A 20473-nucleotide genomic window follows, 5' to 3' on the forward strand; every position below is an offset into this window, starting at 1 on the left:
GATCAGTCAGGCAGGCCTCGCTCGCGGAGGTGTCGTCGTAGGCGGAGGATCTCGCCGTGGGCGGCGGCCAGTCGTTGTTCGAGCTCTTGGGCCTGTTCGCGGTGTGCGGCGCGTTCGCGGCGGAGGGACTCGGTGAGAGTGTGGATCACCGTCCCGTCGTCCGCCGAGGGTTCCTGGCGGGGCGGTCGGGTGTGTACCCGCTGCTGGCCGCGCAACGTCTCGATGCGTTTGCGCAGTTCGACGTGGGCATAGAGGAAGTCGAGGCTGACATCGGATGCGCGGGCGACAGCCCGGAAGTTGATCTCCTCGTCCTCCTTGATCAGCTTTCGGATGCCCGCCTCCGCTCGTTGGACGGCCTGCTGGTGCTTGTCCTGTGCGGCCTGCCGCAGGGCGGCGATCCGCCGGTCGGCAGGAGGCACAGTTTCCGGGGCCGTTTCATCCGGCCGTTTGTTCATGAGCGTGATGCCCCTTTGCTGTCCGAGGCGCCGGTGGCGTCCTGGTAGCCCGTGCGACCGAGCACGCCGGCGCCGCGGACGACGATGGTGCTGCCGGCTGGCTGGGCTTCGAGGGCGGTGATCTCCAGCTGCATGCTGCGGATCTCCGCATTGCGCTGTTCCAGCCAGACGTTGGCCCCGCTCATCGGCTCGCCGTACCGCTCGGTGTGGCGGGCCTGCCGGGTGGCGACCAGGGACTGGGTCTCGGCGAGTTGACGCTGGATGTCCGGTAGGAAGGTGCGGTCGGTTGCGAAGTGGTCGCAGCCGTGGCATGCGTTTCCCTTGTCGCAGGACCGGGTGGGCGGCAGTAGGCAGTAACCGTTGGGCAGGATGCGGTCGGTGCGGCGGTCGAGCTGCACGAGGTCGAGCATGTCGCGGCGGTTCATTCCGATCTCGCGCCCGTCGCGCCCGACCTTGGCCAGGGCGAGGAATTCGCGTTCGGCGGTGCTCGCAAGGGTCGCCGCGTATCGCATCGTCATCTCCGGGGAGAGGTGGCCGAGGTAGCGCTGGACGACGTGGATGGGGGCACCGGCGTTGATGAGTGTGGTGGCCTTCGTGTGGCGGAGCCGGTGGCTTCGTGAGTAGAGGAGGAGCTCGCCGCGCGAGTCGCGCATGTTCAAGTGGTGGCTGAAGTCCTTCAGGACGTGGTTGTAGTTGCTGGTCTCCCAGGACTTGGTGCCGTGCCGGTTGCCGGTGGTCTTCGGGAACAGGTAGCGGATGGTCTCGGCGGGGCCCAGGTGCCAGTGCTCGCGCACCCATGCCTGCTGTTCCCGGATGATCTCGACCACGTCGCGGCCGACGAGGATGGTGTTCGGCGCCGCGTCGATTTTCGTCTGCTGGTAGCGGAGCCGCGCGACCATCCCGCCCTCCGGAACGGCGGCGGCGTCCAGGCCGGGGATGTCGGACAGCGGCTCGAAGTCCATCATCAGCACTTCGCTGGCCCTGCGCCCGGTCATGGCCTGGATGAGCCAAGCCCGCATGACTGCAGGATGTCCGAGCCCGGCCAGCTCAACCTGGCAGGCATCACGGACGACGGCGCGGGTCTGCTCGGCCGGCAGGCCGAGGAGCTCGATGTGGGTGAGCATGCTGCTGAGGTCGGTGTCGTTGATGTAGTTGCGTTCATCGGCCTCGCGGACCGCGCGCTGACGGGGCCGGTCGGCGGGGCGGAACATGCGGGCATGGCTGTCGGTGAGCGCCAGCCACCGCGCATCGTCCAGGGCTTCGGCGGCCTCGGTGCGGCAGTCGGTCATGACCCGGTAGAACAGGTCGATCGTCTGCAGGTTCTTGTTGATCGTCCTCGGCTGGAGGCTGCCGCCGACCTCGGCTCGGCCCGGCGTCTCGCGCTGCCAGTTGTGCAGGAAGGTGCCGAAGTCCAGCGCGAGTGCGCGCAGACTCCGCTCGGAGCCGTCCGCCAAGGCGGGGTGGTGGATTCCACGCTCGGTCACGAACGCGGCGAAGCGCGCCGTGTTCACGCGGTGCTGCATCACTGTCGACCAGGTCAGCTGCCCGGATTCCATCTGCAGCCGTAGGTAGAACTTGGTCCCCTCCCGCAGCCAGGGAGGGGTGATGTCGCCCCAGCGGACGGCGGTGTTGGCGCGTGGTTCGTGTTCGCGCCGCGGGATGCGTGGGTCCAGCCGCAGCGACCAGATGTCGTGGCGCCACCAGTCGACCTCGCTGGCGTACTGCCGCAGTAGCCGTTCCAGCATTCCGCGCAGGGCGTGCTCGGCTCGGATCCGATGCCCGGGGGCGGGCATCCGGCCCCGGTCGGCGTGGAATCTCCGGGCCCAGGCGGTCATCCACTCGGCCAGCGACCGGTCGGCGAAAGAGGCAACGTGCGGGTGGCGTGCGATGACGTCGGCAGCGGTGGCCGCCCAGCGGTTCCACTCGCTGGCGTGGGCCTGCCGTTCACCGGTGCGCACGCAGGTGGCCAGCCACCATCCGACCTCGCGGCGCATGACCATCGGCAGAGCGGTGATGTCCAGCCGGACCTGCCGCGATCCACGCATGAACACCCCGGCCAGCCGAGGGTCCCGCCCATCGAAGAGTGGCCCGGCGAACACCGGGTCCAAGCCGTCGACCAGCGCGGCGCTCTGTGCGAACCGGTCCGGTCCGGTCGAACCGCCGGTAGGAACTGACGGAAGGTGGTGGTCTGTCATGCCGAACTTTTTTCCAGACCACGCCAGTTGGTGGTGAACGACTTCCAGTTCGCCAGGGTCTTCAGCTCGGCGTCTTCGGTGACCCAGCCGTAGAGGGTGAGCGTGGTTTGCACATCGGCGTGGCCCATTCGCCGCATCACCACGTGCTCGTGAGCACCGGACAGCAGCAGCGCAGTCGCGTGGGTGTGGCGCCACCAGTGCGGCGTCCAGGCGGACGGAACGGCCTTCCCTAGTCGGCGCTTGAGGCGGTCGACCAGGTCGTAGACGGTCTCCGGCCGCAGCGGCGCGAGCCACTCGCCGCGACGCAGGTTGACGAACACCCACCAGTTCTCCAGGTCCACCGCCCGGTGGGCGTCGGCGTCGCACAGTTCCCACACGTACTCGCTGTGCAGACGCTCCAGATCGTCACTGATGTAGATGCGGCGGAACCGGCCGTTCTTCACCCGCACCCCGGCCGGGTGGTCCTGCCGTGGCACGACCTCGACGTACGGGGTCCCGCCCCGGCCGACATGCCAGTCGCAGTGCTTGAGCGACAGACACTCACCCAGCCGCATCCCGGTCTCGCTCAGCGTCGCGAACAGCAACCGGTCGCGTACCGATCCCGACCACTGCCCCGAGCCTGCGTCGAAGCGCGCGCACCCGTCAAGGATCACCTCGGCCTGAGCCGGAGTGAGCACCGGGGCCGGCCCACGCTCGCGGCTTCGGACCCGCACCGCCGGGCTCGCATGACCGGCCCCGCGGTCCAGATGGGCCAGGGCCCGAACGTATCGGCTGCGGGCCCGGCGCCCACCGACTCGGTAGAGCCGCCCGGCAACCTCCACCCCGTGCACATCCGCGTGATACCGGTAGAACGACAGCACCGCCGCTACCCGCAACCCCACCGTCGACTCCGCCACCCCCTTTGCGGACGCACTCGCGGTCGGCAGCCGGTGCACTCCGACCGGATCACCGGTCCGCAGCACCGTCAAGAATGGCAGGAACGACGGAAGCGTCACCGCGTCCCAGGCCAGCCCGGCCGCCTCCAGGTAGTCCCACCACGCGCTCAGCGACGCGGCGTAGGAGCGGACGGTGTGCGGCGACGCATCCCGCCCGACGCGTAGGAACTCCAAGAACTCCTCCGCAGGCGCGACCGGCAAGTGGTCCGAGCCAACCACCGTCCACGTTCGCCCCGGGCCCAACTCGACTCTTTGCACTGGCACGGCGCCATGCTGCCGACGTCACCGACGCTGCCCGAGCACCTCAGATATCGAAACGCCGACGACCACCACAACGAGTGAACCGCACGCTGACTGACGTTCCAGACGAGCACAAAAGAACCCCAGATAACCGCAGGCTCTTGTCCCGGGGGAAGGAGGCGGCCTTGATCCGGCGCTCGGACCGTCGGCGGGCCCGGTCGTCGCACTCCGCCAGCAGCAGCTCGGCGAGGAACGCCCGATATGACATCTGATCGCGTGCGGCGCCTTCGGCGAGGTCGGGGAACTGCTGGCGGATGGTCGGCAGCCTGAGCATGCGGCATGCCTGGTCGATCGAGGCGGTGGCGGCTTCTTCGGTCAGTCCGCGCTTGCGTGTCATGATCCCTCTTTCTCGCCGGCCGTGCGGCCGTGTCGTTTCAGGAGCTGGTCGTAGTGGGCCACCGACGGCAGCGGCCGGGTGTCGGGCGGGAGGTGGGACAGCTTCCAGTCGGCCAGGAAGGTGACCGTGCCGCCGGTCTCCTCCTGTGGCTGGACGGGATGGGCCAGGGTGGGCTTCGGGGGCTCGGCGAAGGTCTCGCCTTCGGCGGCCTTGCGGGCCTCCAGCGCGACGGCGTCCGCGGTCAGGGCGCCGGCTCGGTGGGCCGCGGCGAGTCCGGCGACGACGTGTTCGTGTTCCATGTGGCGTCCCAGCAGCAGCACCTCGATCAGGGCTCTGGTGCCGGTCGCCTCGCCGTGGGCGGCGCGGGCCGCGGTCCACCAGGCTTCGTGGACGGGGGTGAACTTCCCTGCAGCTTTGGCCTGTTCGAGGGCGGTTGATCCGGGGAAGGCGCCCGGCTTGCGCAGGAGTGCCTCCAGGTAGTGGTCCAGGACCAGGCGGGATTCGCCCCGGCCGCTGAGGCGTTCGTGGTGGGCGACCACGGTGCGGCCGTCATAGACGACCAGGTCGTTGGCGTGCAGCAGCACCCGCAGCTGGCGGCCGATGAAGCGGACCGGGACCGAGTAAGAGTTGCAGCGTACGGTGACCTGGCCGAAGCGGTTGACCCGCGGAGTGAACCAGCGGCCGGTCTCGAACACCTCGCGGGGCAGCGGCCGCAGCAGCGGCTGTTCCTGGGCGAAGTACTCGCCGACGGTGCGAGTCTTCGACCGAAGGCGGCGGCCTTCATCGTCCAGGTCCCACTGGTCGACCATGGCGTTCAGCTCGGTCAGCGAGGCGACCTCGGGGACGGGGACGAAGTGGTTGCGCCGGTAGTAGCCGATCTGGCCTTCGACGCCGCCCTTCTCATGGGCGCCTTCGATGCCGGGACGGCAGTAGAAGGCATCGACGCCCCAGTGCGAGCGAAAGGCCGTCCAGCGGTCGTTCTCCACCCTCGCTCTGGACAGGCCCAGGACCCGCTCGACCGCGGCCCGCAGGTTGTCGTAGCGGATCCGGCCGCGGGGTGTACCGCCCAGCACCCGAAACGCGTGCACGTGCCCTTCGAAGAATGCCTCCTGCCCGCAGGAGGCGAACACCCGGTGCACCGCCTTGCCGGAGTAGGACAGCCGCATCGAGAACAGATAGACTTTGGTCATCTTGCCCGCGAGCATGACGTGCACGTCACCGAAGTCGACCTCGGCCTCCGCCCCAGGCAGATGGGTCTGCGGCACGAACATCGAATCCGGGCCCACCCCGGCCTGCCGGCGGACCTCCTTGCGGCGGTCCTTCACGTAGACGCGGACCATGGAATACGAGATGTCGTCGGCCGCATGGTCCTCGACCAGGCGGTCGTAGATGCGCTGGGCGGTGTGCCGCTGTTTGGGCGGAGCGTCCAGGTCAGCCAGCAGCATCCCGTCGATCAGCGGTTTGTAGGGATCGAGTCGGGACTCCTTGCGCCGTTGTTTCTTCCGTGGCTCGGGCCATTGCCCGTCCAGGGCCCGCCGGACCGTCCTCCAGGTCACGTTGTGCGTGCGCTGAAGCGCCCGCAGCGACATGCCCATCCGGTGATCTCGGCGGATCGCCGCGTACAACTCGACCTTCGACTGCGAGTTACCCATGAGGCCCTCAGCGGGAGAAGCACACCTCACAGTCCCACCGCAAGCCCCCAAGTGACGTCAAAACAAACTGACATCGCAAACTCGGTCAGATGGTGACTCCCACAGTCACATCGAAACGGCTCCCGCAGTCACGCTCATAACCACCCGGCACAGCGCGGTCGCCTGGCGGAGATCCGCGACAACCTCCTCGACCGGATCGCCGAGGCCGAGCGGGAAGGCTGGCTCGGCGAGATCGAAGGGCTCCAGGTCAGCCTCGCCGGCGCTCAGTCCAAGATCAGCCAGCTCGACACGGCCGCCAGAGGCGGACCCGTGATGCTCGGCCTGCCAACCCTGCGATAGAGACCAAGGCGCTACTCGTTTCCCCGCCCTCTCTGTCCCCGGCCACTCCACAAAAACGCCTGGTTGTCCGGCCGCAGTCCGGCTCCGTCAGCCCACTCAGAGAGGAATTCCGTCGAAAGTTGTCGAGCCAGGGGGCACGGTGCTGCTGAACACCGGCTGCGGGTAACACGACTGTGGGTGTTCAGTCGGCTTCTCGTTGCGCTGTGAAGTCCGTGCGCCACCGGTCGATCAGCGGGGGCAGCTCGCGCAGTATGAACGCATAGAAGTCCTCCATCTCCGCCAGCCGCCGCCCAGCCGGGGTGGATGGGCCGCCGGCCGCTGCGAGTCCCTGCTCGGCAACTTCACCCATGGTGGCCAGCAGTTGGTTCTGCTGCGACATGAGCTTGGCCCAGGCACCATCCGGGAAACGGTAGTGGTCCCGGCGGCTGCCCGGCGCCGGGACCCGCTCCAGTAGGCCACTCTGGGTGAGCTGCTTCACGGCGCCGGACACCGCACCGGAGCTGATCTGCAGCTCCTCGCACAGGTCGGCGGCGGTCGTTGTCTCCCGCTGGCTGAACAGCAGGGAGGTCATCACCCGCGCGGTGGTCTTCTGCATCCCGCCCTGTGCGAGGATCAGCGCCAGCTTCTCCGCCACGTCCCGCAGCTGCTTGTCGTCGCTCATGCCGACACCCTAACCGAAAGCTCCTTGCACTCAGAGTATTCAAAGATCTCTGAAACTTGCATATGGTCGAGGCTGCGGACGCGACTGACTATCGCGCCCGATGAGCGCCGAATACGTCGAGCAGAAAGGCCCCACCCACCCATGACTCGCAAGAACGCCGCAGCCGCCGTCCACGGGATGTCCGACGAAACCTGGAAGAGGCACGCCAACCCATGGAGTGTGTGGACTCGTTTCGCTTCCATACCGGCTTTCGAGCTGGCTGTGTGGAGTCGGCAATGGCTCGGTTGGTGGTGCCTGGCCGCCGTCGTCGCGGTCGTGGTCTGGCTCTGGCTCAACGTGCGCCTGTTCGAGCCGGTGGGGCCCACCAGCTGGACCGCCCGGGGCATCTACGGTGAGCAGCTCCACGTCGACGGCAAGGTGCCGGTCGAGCACAAAATGACCCTCAACTGGCTGATCGCAGCTGGCCTGGCGGGCTTCGCGTTGATCGCCTGGGGGCTGATCGCCATGAATGTCTGGCCGCTCACACTGGGCACTGTCACGGTCGTGCTCGCCCAGCTGTGGCGGATCGACCGCTACGGCCTGCTGTTCCAGCAGTACCTGCGCGAGCAGTCCGCGGATGGCGCGACATGAAGCGCCGCCTCGCCCTCACGGGTAGCGAGCCGTCCCGACGTACTGCTGCTCTTTCTCGTGAATATCCTCGAGCCTCAAGAAGTGAACGAAGCCAGCGCCCACGTGGTTCAGAGAAGTCACCAAACCGAAGCTGACAGCTCCGCTCCAGACGGGACGCATGGGACACCTCCTACGCCCCCCTGGGGTGTCCCAGCCTAAACACGCCAGCGGCAGAGTGCCCAGTTCAGGCCGCTGTCCGCCTGGTGCAGACTCTGGGCGCGCAGGGGCGACCGACGGGCGATTGGGTGATGCCGACTCCGCCGACTTCAGGACGGTGGGAGATAGCGGGCATCGCAGGCAGTGCACGGTTCGCTGCCCGGCCGGGTGAGCTCGCGCAGCGCCTGGCTGAGTGTGAGGGCTGCGTCGCCGGTCGGTAGCCAGCACGATTCGTGGTGGATGACCTGGCGCCCGGGGCCGTCGGCGGGCGCGGGCAGATGTTGCACGCTCCACTGGCCAGTCGGCGCGGCGGGGGAGGAGCGGGGCGGCCGGGCTGGCGGGCGTTCCCATCGCGTCGGCACGGCGGAGTAGTCGGTGCCCTCGATGGAGGTGACCAGGCGAGCGGGGACGCACATCATGATCGCGTCGGGTTCGACCGTGACGCGGTCTGGTAGCCGCACTTCGGCCCACATGGGCAGGCGGAGTTCGTACCACCAGCCGCTCCCGGAGCGGCGGCGATCGAGGCGGGCGGTGACCTGGGCTGTGACGCTCTGGCCGTCAGCCAGCTCGACCCACGCCGGAGGGCCGGGGGTGTCCGGGTCCGGGGTGTCGGGGCTGAAGGCGTCCACAGCTACGCGGCGGGTGCGGCGTCGTGGGCGTGCTTGAGCTGCATCCGCGCGGTGACGCGGTCTGGGCCCTCCAGAGTCGCCCAGAAGGGGTGCGTGACGACGGTGATGGTCAGCTTCCGCTGCCGGTCCCGCAGCCGCTGTACCTCCGCATGGTCCTCCTCGGGCCATCCGTCGGTCGCGGGGCGCTGCCGCGGGCGCCAGATGTCCGGGTCACTGAACCCCGGGTGCGGCTCAACGGACCACGGGAGGCCCTTGAGCAGTGCCGTGAGGGTACCGGCGACCTGGTGGAGTTCTTCCTGCGCGGTGAGCAGGTCCGGGGGAAAGTCGTAGGATCTGGCCATGACCAGAATGATACGCATGTTCGATTCTTGAGGGACGATGAGCCGACGCCCGGAGTGTCGTTGGTGTGACTGAGCGCTTCACCTGGCGGATGAGCGGTTGACTTGGCGGGGCTGAGCGTGTGAGTTGGCGGGCAGGGTAGCGGGCAGCTCGCTCACCTGTGGCGCTTTCACGGAAGGTGGTACGCGGACCCGTACGGTCCGGCTGTCCTGAAGGTTATGGAGATCTCGGTCCGTACACCGGCCGTCGAGCCCCGGGTGGTGTGGTCGCATAGCTGCACCCTGGATGATCTCGTCACGCCGTACGCCGTCGACCCGGCGATCGCAGTGGCTGTTCGGTTTCGGCAGACGCGGAACCGCCGCTGATGGCTGAGGAGTATGGTCAGTGACCGGAGGTTCAGGCATGGGTGGAGATGGGGTACCCGGGGAGCCCCGCACGCGTTGACACGGTTCGACTGTGACCTGTCGTCGCGTGCTGCTCGGTTCCGCAGCACGGCGCGGCGACGTCCCTGAAGACGTCGCCTGATTTCCGTCACCCTCTGACTCATCGGCCTTCTTCGGGCGTGGGATGAGTCATGTCTGCGGTCCGAAAGGCTCTTCCTTCATGCCTCTTGTTGTTCTTGCCTGCCTGGCCTATGTGAGCATGGCGCTGCCCGACAGCGTGCTCGGCATCGTCTGGCCTTCTATGAGCGCCGACTTCCACCAGCCGGTGGGAACGCTGGGGCTGCTCCTGGTGTTCGGTATCGCTGCCGCGGTGCTGTCGAGCACCATGACTGGGCGAATTCTCACCCACATGCACGTCGGCCAGTTGCTGTCCGGCAGCACCGTCCTGTCCGCGCTCGCCCTGATCGGCTACGGTCTCGCCCCATCGTTCTGGGCGGTGGTGGCGGCGACCGTCCTCCTCGGACTCGCATCGGGGGCCCTCGACTCCGGCCTCAACGCTTACGCAGCAAGCCGTTTTGGCCCCCGTCACATCACCTGGCTGCATGCCAGCTACGGGTTGGGCGCCGCCCTGGGGCCGGCAACGGTCACGATCGCGCTGAGTTCTGGCGTTCACTGGCGATGGGCGTACGCCGTCATCGCCGTGGCCCAGACGATTCTCGCCTGCGCGTTCCTGCGAACCGCTCACCGCTGGACTGCCCGGCCGGATCAGCCGGTGACGACGGCGGACCGCCCCCGCTCGGCAGCCCGGACGGACAGTGACAGCCGTCATGCCGGGTCACGCGGACATGTCGTCGTGCTGAGCAGCACGGTCTTCGCCCTCCATATCGGCATCGAATCCGGGACCGGGCTGTGGGGGTACGTCTTCCTCACCGCAGGCCGTGGGCTCCCGCCCGGGACAGCCGGGCTGGCGGTGTCAGGGTTCTGGGCCACCATGTTCATAGGCCGTGTCATCCTCGGTCCCGTCGCCGAACGCGTCGGAGCGTCACGCGTCCTCTCGTGCGCCGTCGCGGGAATCGTCGGCGGCGCGGCCATGATGGCTCTGCCCGGCCCGGCGCTCTTCTCCCTTCTCGGCATGCTGATCCTCGGACTCGCAGCAGCCCCCGTCTTCCCCCTCCTCACCCTCACCACCGCCGAACGCGTCGGGCCTGATCACGCAGACAGGACCATCGGCTTCCAGGTCGCCGCGTCCAAGATCGGTGCTGCTGCTCTCCCCGCCGGGATGGGACTGCTCATCCAGCACGTCGGCGTAACCGCCTTCGGACTGGCCCTGCTCGTCCTCGTCCTCATCATGGCCACCGGCTACAGCCTGCTGGTGCGCTCGACGTCCTCCGCGGACCAGGCGAGCGCTCCACAGCCATGATCCAGACCGAAACGCCGAGCGAGGACTCTCGATCACTGCGGACGACCAGAATCAGGTACTGAGAAATTAGCGCTTCAGCTGGCGAAACAGGGCCAAGCCGAGCGCTCAGTCACACCAGCATCACCGCCTCGTGGCGGGTGTCGGAGTGTGCCAGCCCGCGGAAGAGGCTCGAATTCGAACGTATAGTGACGCACCAGTAGCGCAGTGTAAATATTTTCCTGTTGTCTCCTGCACGATCGTCCGTTTGCGGGCGCTATGAGTGTGGAGGGCTCCAGCGGTCCTCTGGTGCTGAACGAGGCATCGTCCGAGACAACTGGAAGGGGCCGAAAGGCCGTGAACGTTTCGTCAGCGGGAGGGGAGGAGCGCTTGAGGCGCCCGCCGGGTGTAGTCGCTCTCCCAGCGGACTTCAGGGCGTTCCACCAGCTCGCCGAGGAGGCCGTCGACCATGCCTTTGAGCAACTCGCGGTGTCCTGGCCGACCGTGCTGGCCCAGCCGACGCCCGAGGCGTATGCGTGGAAGGTGGTCAAGAACCGCATCATCGATCTGGCCCGCCGCCGTAACCGCCGGCCCGTGGTCGTCGACGTGGCCGCGTTCGAGACCTACGACCTGCGCAACGCCGTGGACCCGATCGGCGAGCTGGAGACTTCGCTGTTGGTCTACGAGGCGATCAACGACCTTCCCGACCGGCAGCGGGACGTCATCATCCTGCGTTACAGCCTCGGATACGCCGCCACCACCGCACGCATCCTCGGCATCAGCCCGGCCGGGGTCCGGTCCACCGTGCGCCACGCCAGACGGCGCTTGCGCCAGGTCCTCGGACTGTACGAGCAGGAAGGAAGCCGTGATGGGCACCGAACCGATTGACCGGATGCTGGCCACGGCCTGCCTGATGCAGCGCCCATACCCGCCGGAAAAGCTGGCCGCGGCAGAGGAGAGGATCGCCGCCCGCGTCGCCGACCGTCTCGTGCTCGGCGCGTTGACCTTCGATGACACGGTGCAGTCCGCACGGGCCCAGTCGGCGCTGTTCAGGCCTCAGCAGCCCCCTGACGGCTGGCAGCCGGACGAGAAGCTGCTCGAGCACGCCGCCGGCGCCCTGCGCGCGGTATGCCGCGTGGCGGTCGGCGATGAGGGGGCTCTGCAGGAGATGTCGTCGTTCATCGGATACCGGACACCCGAGCCTGACGGCGCGGTGATCCTGGGGTGCGTGCTGCAGCTGGCCGCTCGCGAAGACTCCGCCCGCTTCTGGTGGCAGTTCGCCGCCGGCGCCGGGAATACCACCGCCGCCTACTGCCTGTACCTCCACCATCTCGCGCTCGGCGAGGGACCGGCAGCCGACTGGTGGTACCGGCAGATGGTGCCCGACCGGCACGCCCTGGCCCCGGACGAGCACGAAGTCCTCATGCACCGTGTAGACCTTGGTCTGGCGGTGCGGGAGCCCACATCCACCGTGCGGATGACCGTGCTCCCCGAGGCCGCCGAAGCGGTCGTCCGATACGTCCCCACCGTGATCGAGTACGTGGACGACGTCGAGCTACCGCTCCCCACTGACGGCTTCGCCGAACACATCGAAGAACTCGCCGCCACCCACTGACAAATCACCAGAGCGCTGGGCTGCGTCAGCCGCCCGGCGCCCACCACTCAGCAATGAATCACGCCCCACCCGGAACTGGCGCCACGGAACGAGTCCGTGGCGCCTCGCTCCTGGTCCGGGCAGGCTAGGTCAAAAGCGGTGCCACCATCCCCCAGATCGACCACCCCACCCCGAGGCTCAACATCAGCCGCGTCGTCGTTGCCGCATTGGCGCAAACGGCATTGATCCACGCAGATATGCCCATGGTCAGCAGGCCTCCAAAAGCCACCAGCAAGGAGAACGACAGCCACGAGTCGAAGGGGTTGAAGCCTCCCGGACACGTCACGGGGGCGCCCCGGAGCTCCACGCATACGACCGCATACGCGGCGTGCGCGACTTCTCCGGCAAGGGCAGACAGGAAAAGCAGAAGAGCAGTGATCAAAAGGGCTTCCTCTCGGTGGGGCCCCGGGCTGCCCACTCCGGCCAGAAGACGCAACCCGGAACCGGTCGTTCCGGATAGTGTCGCGCAGCACCCCCCGCTTCCGGCCGGCATCTCGTATGGTGATATGTCCCCTCTGGAGGGGGTGAACTTAGCCTTCTAGTCGATATGGTTCATTCTTGTACTGAGCAAAAGGAAGGCCCTGAATGGGGCCATTTGCCTTGCGGCTCGGTGGGCCCGCCGCTCCTCTCACTCCGGCCAACAGAGACAGGGGGGCGGCGGGTGGTCTTGACCTGGAGCCGCGCCGGAAGGCAGAGCCTTGAACCGGCGGTCCACTGCGGCTCGGCGTGCTGTAGCACCCCGGCCATAGCGTTGTCCTCCCGGCCGTCGTCCTCCTGGGAGTAGGTCTCCATGGCGGCGGAGTTGTCGACTCATCCGCTCTGGGCAGCGATGGCCTTGCGGTCGGCGCCAGTGCGCTTGGCGCTGGCGGCGCCGCCGTGGCGGGTGGAGTGGCTGGTGAGGCGGCGGAGCAGCGCGGCGGGAGCGCCGAGGGCGGTGATGATGTCGCCGATGGTCTCGGGGCGAGTCCGGTGTCCTGGACGGTGTGCCAGCGATTGTGGTGACAGGCGAAGCCGTGTGGAGCTCTGGCGTATGCCCACTAGACTCGCGCTACTCCCCGTGCATCAAGGCGTTTGCCAGGGCAACGAACCGCTCTTCCATACGGTCTGCTTGCCCCTTCTGCTCCGCCCACGCGATCATGCGCTGATCGGCGGGCATACCCGGCATCCGCTGGCTGTCCGCCAACGTGTGGAGCGCCTCATACAGCTCCAGCGCCCGAGCCGGCATCTCCCCAGGCGGACCGATCACCGCGATGCGACGCGCTGCCCGTGATGCGGACCGCAGCGCCGCATTCACCGTCCCCCATGCCTCCGCCGACCGGCTGCGGCTCTCCGCATCCTCCGGCCGGTACGTCACACGCAGCACGCCCTCCAGTGCGTCCAGCACATCATCACAGCCGGACAGGAACCCCGCGTACGCGTCTTCGCGGCGCTCGCGCAGCCAGTGACGTTGCTGCTCCCGTCCCTCTGCCACTGCCTGGGTGAGCGCCTGCCGAATCATGGCCCGGCCCGTGAGGAAGGCGCCCACCGTGCCGCCGACCACGCCCCCGGCCGCTCCTGCCGCTCCTGCGATGACCGCTGCCCACCCCTGATCCATTCCCGCATCTTGCCGCGTTACGGAAGGCGTTGCCTGCTTCCCCTGGATCAGGAAACAGGCAACGGGGGCCGATCGGTTTCCAGGTTGTCGCCGATTTTGGCCAGGAAGTCGGCGTTCACGCCCTCACCGGTGACCGTCGCGCCTGCACGGGACCGTCCTCTGCCCGCGGCCTGAGCCGCGAGCCTGGCCCTGTGCTGAGCATGTGGAAGGGTAATGGCGGCTTGGGCCCCCGGTGACCCGAAACGTCACGGCCCGGTGCTCAAGTGCGCACGCCGGGCGGTGACCAGGGCGCGCCAGCGTTCTCGGACGGTGTGTGCGTCGTCGAGCCACTGGGTGGTGCTTCCGGCGGGTTTGGGGAGGTTGCCCATGGCGGTGGCGATGTCGACGTAGTAGGCGTAGTCGCCGTTCGCGGTTGCTTCGCGTAGGCGGTCGAGGGTGGTGGTGAGGTCGTTCTGTGCGTCGCGTACGGCGTGGTGGAAGGCGACGGCGGTGTAGATGAGTGGGGTGAGCCAGGGAAGTCCGGCGACGGTGCTCTCGGTGTGCAGGACGGTGGCGCGGTCGGTGACGTCGCGGTCGGTGCCGGCGTCGCGCACGAGGGCCGCGACGTGGGCGTAGAAGGTGGTGGCGCGCTGGTCGAGCGGGGCGAGGTACTGGTGGGCGAGGGCGAGTTCGTCGTCGGCGCGGTGTGGGTCGGTGAAGGCGGTGACCAGGGCGAGGAGGGTCTGGGCGATAGCCCGCTCGCCGGGGGCGTTGTGCTGTTCGGCTTCAGCGCGTGCGGCTTCGAAGGCGGCTATGGCGCTGTCGATGTCGCCGTGGGGCCACCGGATGTGGGCCAGGACGCGCTGGTGGCGGCCCTTCCAGCCCAGGGTGGGGATGGCCGCGAGGGCGGTGGGGAAATCACCGCGGGTGCGGGCGAGGTTGGCCAGGCCGCGGTGGGCGCGTGGGGCGAGGCGGCCGGCTGCGTCGGCGACCTGGCGCATGCCGTGCGCGGCGGCGTCGGTGCGGGCGAGGTCTTTGTGGGCTTTGGCCCGGTAGTACAGGGCGAGCTCGGTGAGTTCGCCGGAGAGCAGGCCGGTGTCCAGGACGGCGGTGAGGCGTTCGGCGGTGCATTCGCGGTGTTCGTGCTGGCGGCGGGCGATGGCGGTGAGGAGTTCGGCCAGGGCGTCGGCGGGTGTGTCCGGGTCCGGCTGCGGCTCGGAGCTCGAGGCCCGGGTGGGTGGGGCGAGGGGTTCCCAGACGGAGTCGTCGGTGTAGGCGAAGGCGGCTTCGGTGAGCCAGGCCAGGTCGGTCAGGCGGTGATCGCGGGCCAGGCGCAGGCCCTGGCGCAGGCAGGAGACGAGGAGTGTGCGGCTGGGGGTGAGGGCGGCGTTCGTGGCCCATTGGTCGCCGAGAGCTGCCAGGGCGCGGGTAGCGGCCTGGTGCCAGTCGGCGAGTGTCCAGCGGTCGTCGGTGTGGTCGTCGGCTTCGGTGACGGCGGAGCGGATCGCGCCGTGCAGGTGGTAGGGCCAGGGGGCGTAGGGGTTTTCGGTGACGATGGGCCGCTCCGTCAGGCGCCGGGCGGGGGCCTGTTGGGTGAGGCCCGCGGCGCGGGTGGCGAGATCGAGGTCGAAGGCGTCCAGCAGAGACACCGAGCGCAGGACGTGCCGTTCGTCGGCTGTGAGGTCGGACAGGGCGCGGGCCAGGAGCGCGGGGAAGGTGTGGTCGAAGTCGGCGGGCTGCGGCTCGCGGGTGCGGCGGATCTCCAGGAAGCGGGAGGCGGCCAGGTCGAGGTGGAGGGGCAGGCCGTGGGAGCGGGCGGTGATCACGGCCCGGATCGCGGGGCTGATGAGGGGCTGGCCGTCCTTGGTCAGGCGGCGGGCGAGGTGGTCGTCGCAGTCCTCGGGGGAGAGGTCGCCGATCAGGTGCTGCTGCCCGCCCGGTGCGCCGTGCCGGGGTGGCGATACCAGGCCCGGCGCGGTGGCCAGGCCCGGCCAGGCGGCAGGGCCGGTGTGGTCGAGCTGCCCGTGGAGTGCGGGGTCGGCCCATTGCAGGCGGGAGCGGCCGCTGATGACGAAGAAGCAGTTCGGCATGAGCCACACCAGGCGCTGCAGGAGGCGTTCGAGGTCGCGGTGGCGGTCGGCGGTGTCCTCGAAGGTGTCCAGCAGGATTACCGGCGTGATCTTCTTGTCGTCGGGCAGCCGGTCCAGCTCGAACGCCAGCAGGTGCGGGCAGAAGGACAGCGCCTCCAGGCTGGGTTCGCTCTCCAGCAGGGGCGCGAGCCGCGCGCAGGCGGCCAGCGCCCGCACGGTCTGGCGCCGCTCACGTAGCGCGCCGACCAGGGCGCCGGTGACCTCCCCGACGACCGAGCCGACGGTGCCGGGCAGCAGTAGTGCCTGGGCGACGTCGCTGAGGGCGGTCTGCGTCTGCTGCGGCAGCGCCTTGCCGAACCGGCTGACGAGGCCGCCGCGTTCGAGGTAGGCGTCGAGTGGATCGCCGGGGTGCTGGGCCTCCCAGTAGCGGCGCAGCGCGATGTCGAAGGCGGGCAGCGGTCGTGCGACGGCCGTGGCGAGGGCGGCCCGGATGGTCAGGACCACGTCTTCGAATGTGGTGCCGACGGAGCGGGCCAGGTCGATCCGGACGGGCAGGATCCTGCGCCCGGCCCAGACCGGCTCACCCCACTGCGCCGGCCGGGTGCCCCCGAGTGCGGCCTCGAGCTTGCGCACGAGCGTGGACTTGCCGACGCCGCCCACGCCATGGAAGACGATCAGATGGGTACGGGGGGCCTCGAGGTCTGCGGGGTCGAAGCCGGCGGCGGTGACGTGCCGCAGGTGCTCCTCGAGAGCGGTGGCGACGAACTCCCACTGGTGCTGACGGTTGGTGAACGCCTCGCTCGCGTCGATGGGGTCGTTGGAGCTGAACAACGCACGCAGGTCCGTCACTTGGCCCCCCACCGAATGATCATCAGCCGGTCAAGCCTATGCCCGCACCGGCCTCGGACGGCAGCCCCACAGGTGCACAGGAACCCGCGCCAGGACGGCATGGCCGGTTCCTGGCCGTTCCGGCCTGTTCAGCGGCGCCCGGGTGCCTTGCCGGGGTGCCCCGTTCCGCCGAGAATGAGCCCTCCTTGTCCTGCTCATTCCCTGGTGGCCCTCATGCACGACCCCGCAACCCCTGACCCGCAGTCTGCCCAGGATCCGGCCGGTAGACCGTCGCCGGACGGGCGGGACGGTGCCGCCGGCCACGAGACCGCCGCAGAGCTGGTGGAGAAAGTGATCGCCTGGTACAGCCGGCGCCTGCTGGCCGAGCGTCGGCCCGGCGCTCGGCCAGCAGGCCCTCAGCGAGCTGGCTGTGCTGTGTGATGCGACGCCAGTTCGAGGAGGAGCGGCGGGTGGTGTGGCGGCGCACGTGCCGCGGCCGGGACTGCCACAAGGTGACTGCGGCGGATGAGGAGATCGCCGCTGAGCGGGACGCCGGAAGGTGGGGCGGGCCGCGCTGGTGCCCGCCGTGTGCCGAGCGGGGCGAGCGGGAACGGGACGAGCGGGAGCGGGAGGGGTGGGAGGCCGAAGGGCGTGCTATCGAATTGCGGCGGCGTGAGGTCGAGGTGCTCGAGGAGTGGGCGGGGGAGGTCCTCGCCGGTCCGGACACGGTTATCTTAGACAGGAGGCCAGGGGCCTGCGCGACGAGGCCTCGTCGGTCTCGGGGTCATCAACGCGGCTGGGGACGTCCTGGTGGACATGCTCATCAACCCGGGCGAGCCGGTCCCAGCTGAGGCGACCGTTATCCGCGGGATCACGGACGCCCAGGTGGTCCCGGCGCCCTCGACCGACACGCCGCGGTGTTGTATGGCCGACGTTGCGTCATCTGCAACCAGGCGTTCGACGTTGCCGGGCTGCGGCACGAGTTGACCGTGCACTACGGGAAGACCGGCAGACCGGCCACCAGAACGCCGAAGACGCCGTCGACTCCTGGCTCGGCACGGTGCGGTTCGAGGACGCGATGGTGCCGTACTCGGACTGGTACGGGGACTGGTCCGAGTACTGGGGAAACTACGCCTGGCAGCCGCTGTACGGAGGAGATCACCGGGCCGTCTCGGACTGCCGTGCCGTGGTGGAGCGGTTGTGGGAGATGGCAAAGCCCGGCAACGGGGGCGGGGGTGGGGATTTCCGGTGAACTGCGTCGCCCGTCAGCGGTGTGGGTACGCAGGGTCCTCGATGATCTTCACTTGCCGGGGGGCTTCTCGCGGGAACGCCCATATATAGCCAGAGGTGCTGGTGGCAGTCACCAGATGGTCGTCGAGGGTGACCTCGTGGAAAGGGTTCGACGTTTGAGAGACGGCCAGCCACCGCAGCGCGCTTCCGTCGTCGCCCTGAGCCAGAGCGACCCAGCCGATGCTGCCGTGGTCTGTGGACTCCCCTGCCAGGGCGAGCGTTCCGGCATGGGTGCATGATGCGTGCGTCGTGTCGACGTCCAGCCAGGCGGGAGCACTCCATGCGGTGGCCTGCGGGATCTCCCGCCATTGCCATAGGCCGGCCTGCGGGCCATTGCGCCGGCCGGGTGGGGGCAAGTGCACGAGTTCATCACCGCTGGCGAGCCGTCGGCGAACATGATGACGTCCGCGTCGGGTGTCTGCCGTGCGCGCCGCCGTTGCTGCACCTGGTTGACGATCGGCAATTCGTCCCCGCCCCTGAGCAACCCGTTCAGGCTTCGCGACACGGGGGCTACTGGTGATCGAGAGTGGAGTCCCGTACGAGTGCCAGGTCGGCCCGTGCGTACAGGGAGGCGGCCGTTTCGCCCGCGCGTCCGCATCGTCCGGCCCCTGCAGCAGCGCGGCACTCCGCCCCCTCTCAAATGAGGGATTCGCGAGCGATCCATGCGCGATTGGTGCGCGATTCGCGGTAGGTTGGGGGGTGAGCTCTTGTCCAGCGAGGAAGAGCTGTTCGGCGCTGTTGACGCGCTGCTGGAACAGGCTGTGCGGGATCCGCTGCCGGAGCCCGCGGAGCGTAAACGTCTGTGCGAGGCGGCCGGTCTGACGCAGGACCAGGTCGCGGAGGCTTTGCAGACCCGGCGCGAGGCGGTGGGGAACTGGGAGGCCGGACGTACCGAGCCGCGGCCGCCGAAACGTGCCGCATACGCACGGCTCCTTGAGGGCCTCGCTGCCCGCTTCCCCGCGCCCAGGCCGGCCGACAGCACCTCGACCGCGAGTGCTGGCACAACCGGCAGGCCCGCCCAGGAAGCGCCAGCGCCCGAGGCATGCCCCGTCCCCGCGCCGGACCCCACGGCCGTGACGGCTTCGCAGGCCACCGCACCACACGCCACGACCGCTCCGGCTGCCGCGCTCGCCCCGGCGGCCACCCCCAGGCCGACGTCGACGTCCCGGCGTCCGGGGGCGAAGGGGGCCGTCCCGAAGAAGACCTCCGCGGTGGCGGACCCTGCCGATCCGCGATTCGCCCACGGTCCGCTCGCGGTCGTCGACGTCGACGCGGACGGGCAGGTGCTCGCGTACTGCACCGGCGGCCTGGTCCTGGACGTGCCCGCCAAGTCGATCCCGGCCCTGGTGGACTGGACGCTCAAGGAGGCCGGGCTCGGTCAGCCGAAGCTGTCCGGGCCGGGCAAGGACGCCGATCCGCTGCTCGTGCTCACCGAAGCCGCGCTCGAGCGCTACGGCCTGCCGGTCGTCTTGACGGATGAAGAGCGGCTCGCCGGGCGGATTCCGGAGGGCCACAAGGTCATCAAGCAACTGACACGGCGAGGCTGGAAGCTGACGAAGCGCGGGTTCGGCCCGTGGGCACGGATCTACCGCCCGGCCAAGGGCTCGGAGCGCCAGTGCGTGCACTTGTGTATCCCGTCCTGGAACGCGTTGGGCTCCCGTCACTGGGGTCACGCCGCGCGACTCCCGCCGGTGGAACTCGTCCGGCTCCTGGGCACCTATGCGGTCCGGGTGATGACGCCGCGCGGTTCCACGGCCGTCACCGGCCTGGAGCTGATGACTGCGTTGCACCCGCCGACCTACGCCGTGCGCGACGAGGCCGCCGGCGGCTTCCGGAAGGCCGACGGCAAGGCCCCGGGGTCGTTGGGGGAGGACCCGGTGGCCTGCGCGCCGTGCGAGGCCCCGGACGGGCACCCGCTCCTGGCGGACCTGCCACGCTTCCACGTCCGCGGCCCCGGCGAGAGGCTGTTCGAGGAGGCGTACGACTGGGCTCGGCCGATGACGGACGCCGAGTGCGCCGTGCGGCATCTGGTCGGGATCGACGTGAACATGGTCTTCGCCGCCGGCGCCAACGGGCTGATCGTCGGCCTCGGTGCGCCCGCGTACGTCAAGGCGCCGGTGTTCGACCCGAAGTTGCCCGGCTCCTGGCTGGTCGACCTGTCCCACGTCGACCTGTCCCGGGTCAAGGTCGGCAAGGGCAAGTGGGCGGACCTGGAGGCCAGTCTGCTGCCCAGCCCGTTCACGCCGAAGGGCGAGCGCCCCGACGGCCGGGCCTGGTACGCGACGCCCACCGTGGCGTACGCGGTGGAACTGGGCTACGACGTCGCGCCGGTCGAGGCGTATCTCCGCTACGACAACGGCCGCTACCTGGACGGCTGGTACAACCGGCTGCGCGACGCCTACCTGATCACGATGGCCGACCTCGGCGTCGAGGCGGACCTGGCACCGGCGGACTTCCTGGCGGCCATGGGCGGCTACAAGGAGCGCGACCCCGATCTGGCGATCGTCGTGTCGGCGATCAAGGCGACGGTCAAGGGCGGCCTGGGCAAGCCGCGCGAACGCCCCCGGGGCGAGGGATGGCGCCCCGGGCAGC

General features: G+C 69.2%; 18 protein-coding genes and 1 pseudogene. 6 read left to right on the forward strand and 13 right to left on the reverse strand.

Going from position 1 to position 20473, the window contains the following annotated elements; all coding sequences use genetic code 11:
- Nucleotides 1-2: 2 nt before the first annotated feature.
- From JK364_RS51145 to JK364_RS51170, 6 genes and pseudogenes are all read right to left on the reverse strand, one after another.
- Complete coding sequence (locus tag JK364_RS51145; protein WP_201858346.1) at nucleotides 3-455, reverse strand: DUF6262 family protein; 453 nt, start codon at nucleotides 453-455, stop codon at nucleotides 3-5.
- Nucleotides 452-2650: a tyrosine-type recombinase/integrase gene (locus tag JK364_RS51150; protein ID WP_201858347.1), complete on the reverse strand. Its 2199-nt coding sequence runs from the start codon at nucleotides 2648-2650 to the stop codon at nucleotides 452-454. The genes JK364_RS51145 and JK364_RS51150 overlap by 4 nt, the downstream gene beginning before the upstream one ends.
- The gene (locus tag JK364_RS51155; protein ID WP_201858348.1) at nucleotides 2647-3759 is read right to left on the reverse strand and encodes a tyrosine-type recombinase/integrase; all 1113 of its coding nucleotides are present in this window, start codon (nucleotides 3757-3759) and stop codon (nucleotides 2647-2649) included. Before JK364_RS51155 ends, JK364_RS51150 begins: the two co-directional genes overlap by 4 nt.
- Before the next feature lie 217 nt (nucleotides 3760-3976).
- Nucleotides 3977-4222 (reverse strand): annotated as a pseudogene (locus JK364_RS51160) (ATP-binding protein); the annotation flags it as partial.
- Entirely contained in the window at nucleotides 4219-5874 is a 1656-nt protein-coding gene (gene istA / locus JK364_RS51165; protein ID WP_201858349.1) for an IS21 family transposase, read from the reverse strand. The gene istA and the pseudogene JK364_RS51160, both read right to left, overlap by 4 nt.
- Before the next feature lie 520 nt (nucleotides 5875-6394).
- Nucleotides 6395-6874, reverse strand: a complete 480-nt coding sequence (locus tag JK364_RS51170) for a GbsR/MarR family transcriptional regulator (RefSeq protein ID WP_201858350.1) — start codon at nucleotides 6872-6874, stop codon at nucleotides 6395-6397.
- Nucleotides 6875-7015: 141 nt separating this feature from the next.
- Here JK364_RS51170 and JK364_RS51175 point away from each other — a divergent pair, with 141 nt between their 5' ends.
- Entirely contained in the window at nucleotides 7016-7504 is a 489-nt protein-coding gene (locus JK364_RS51175) for a DUF6653 family protein (RefSeq protein ID WP_201858351.1), read from the forward strand.
- A 305-nt stretch (nucleotides 7505-7809) separates the two neighbouring features.
- Here JK364_RS51175 and JK364_RS57870 read toward each other — a convergent pair whose 3' ends face one another.
- Entirely contained in the window at nucleotides 7810-8328 is a 519-nt protein-coding gene (locus JK364_RS57870) for a DUF6233 domain-containing protein (RefSeq protein ID WP_201858352.1), read from the reverse strand.
- 2 nt (nucleotides 8329-8330) lie between these two features.
- The gene (locus JK364_RS51185; protein WP_201858354.1) at nucleotides 8331-8669 is read right to left on the reverse strand and encodes a DUF8825 domain-containing protein; all 339 of its coding nucleotides are present in this window, start codon (nucleotides 8667-8669) and stop codon (nucleotides 8331-8333) included.
- A gap of 601 nt (nucleotides 8670-9270) precedes the next feature.
- Between JK364_RS51185 and JK364_RS51190 the strand changes: the two genes are divergently transcribed.
- The 3 genes from JK364_RS51190 to JK364_RS51200 all read left to right on the forward strand — a co-directional run bounded on the left by JK364_RS51190 (nucleotide 9271) and on the right by JK364_RS51200 (nucleotide 12061).
- The gene (locus tag JK364_RS51190) at nucleotides 9271-10470 is read left to right on the forward strand and encodes an MFS transporter (protein WP_201858355.1); all 1200 of its coding nucleotides are present in this window, start codon (nucleotides 9271-9273) and stop codon (nucleotides 10468-10470) included.
- A gap of 366 nt (nucleotides 10471-10836) precedes the next feature.
- Nucleotides 10837-11334, forward strand: a complete 498-nt coding sequence (locus JK364_RS51195; protein ID WP_230993826.1) for a sigma-70 family RNA polymerase sigma factor — start codon at nucleotides 10837-10839, stop codon at nucleotides 11332-11334.
- Nucleotides 11315-12061 (forward strand): hypothetical protein, encoded by a 747-nt coding sequence (locus tag JK364_RS51200; RefSeq protein ID WP_201858357.1) that lies wholly within the window; start codon nucleotides 11315-11317, stop codon nucleotides 12059-12061. Before JK364_RS51195 ends, JK364_RS51200 begins: the two co-directional genes overlap by 20 nt.
- 124 nt (nucleotides 12062-12185) lie before the next feature.
- Here the strand turns inward: JK364_RS51200 and JK364_RS51205 are convergent, their stop codons facing one another.
- The 4 genes from JK364_RS51205 to JK364_RS51220 form a co-directional block, all read right to left on the reverse strand.
- The gene (locus JK364_RS51205) at nucleotides 12186-12482 is read right to left on the reverse strand and encodes a hypothetical protein (protein ID WP_201858358.1); all 297 of its coding nucleotides are present in this window, start codon (nucleotides 12480-12482) and stop codon (nucleotides 12186-12188) included.
- 428 nt (nucleotides 12483-12910) lie between these two features.
- On the reverse strand, nucleotides 12911-13138 hold the full coding sequence (locus tag JK364_RS51210) for a site-specific integrase (protein ID WP_201858359.1): 228 nt from the start codon (nucleotides 13136-13138) through the stop codon (nucleotides 12911-12913).
- A 10-nt stretch (nucleotides 13139-13148) separates the two neighbouring features.
- Entirely contained in the window at nucleotides 13149-13640 is a 492-nt protein-coding gene (locus tag JK364_RS51215) for a hypothetical protein (RefSeq protein ID WP_201858360.1), read from the reverse strand.
- Between the two features lie 299 nt (nucleotides 13641-13939).
- Nucleotides 13940-16612, reverse strand: coding sequence for an ATP/GTP-binding protein (locus JK364_RS51220; RefSeq protein WP_307841677.1), 2673 nt, complete (start codon nucleotides 16610-16612; stop codon nucleotides 13940-13942).
- A gap of 1039 nt (nucleotides 16613-17651) precedes the next feature.
- Here JK364_RS51220 and JK364_RS51225 point away from each other — a divergent pair.
- Nucleotides 17652-17843: a hypothetical protein gene (locus JK364_RS51225; RefSeq protein ID WP_201858362.1), complete on the forward strand. Its 192-nt coding sequence runs from the start codon at nucleotides 17652-17654 to the stop codon at nucleotides 17841-17843.
- A 13-nt stretch (nucleotides 17844-17856) separates the two neighbouring features.
- On the opposite strand, the gene JK364_RS51230 is transcribed toward JK364_RS51225, so the two are convergent.
- Entirely contained in the window at nucleotides 17857-18243 is a 387-nt protein-coding gene (locus tag JK364_RS51230; protein ID WP_230993827.1) for a hypothetical protein, read from the reverse strand.
- Between the two features lie 345 nt (nucleotides 18244-18588).
- Between JK364_RS51230 and tap the strand changes: the two genes are divergently transcribed.
- The coding region (gene tap / locus JK364_RS51235; protein ID WP_443732279.1) for a telomere-associated protein Tap at nucleotides 18589-20473 on the forward strand (1885 nt) is incomplete at its 3' end.

It is taken from the genome of Streptomyces endocoffeicus (assembly GCF_016741935.1).
GTDB lineage: Bacteria > Actinomycetota > Actinomycetes > Streptomycetales > Streptomycetaceae > Streptomyces > Streptomyces endocoffeicus.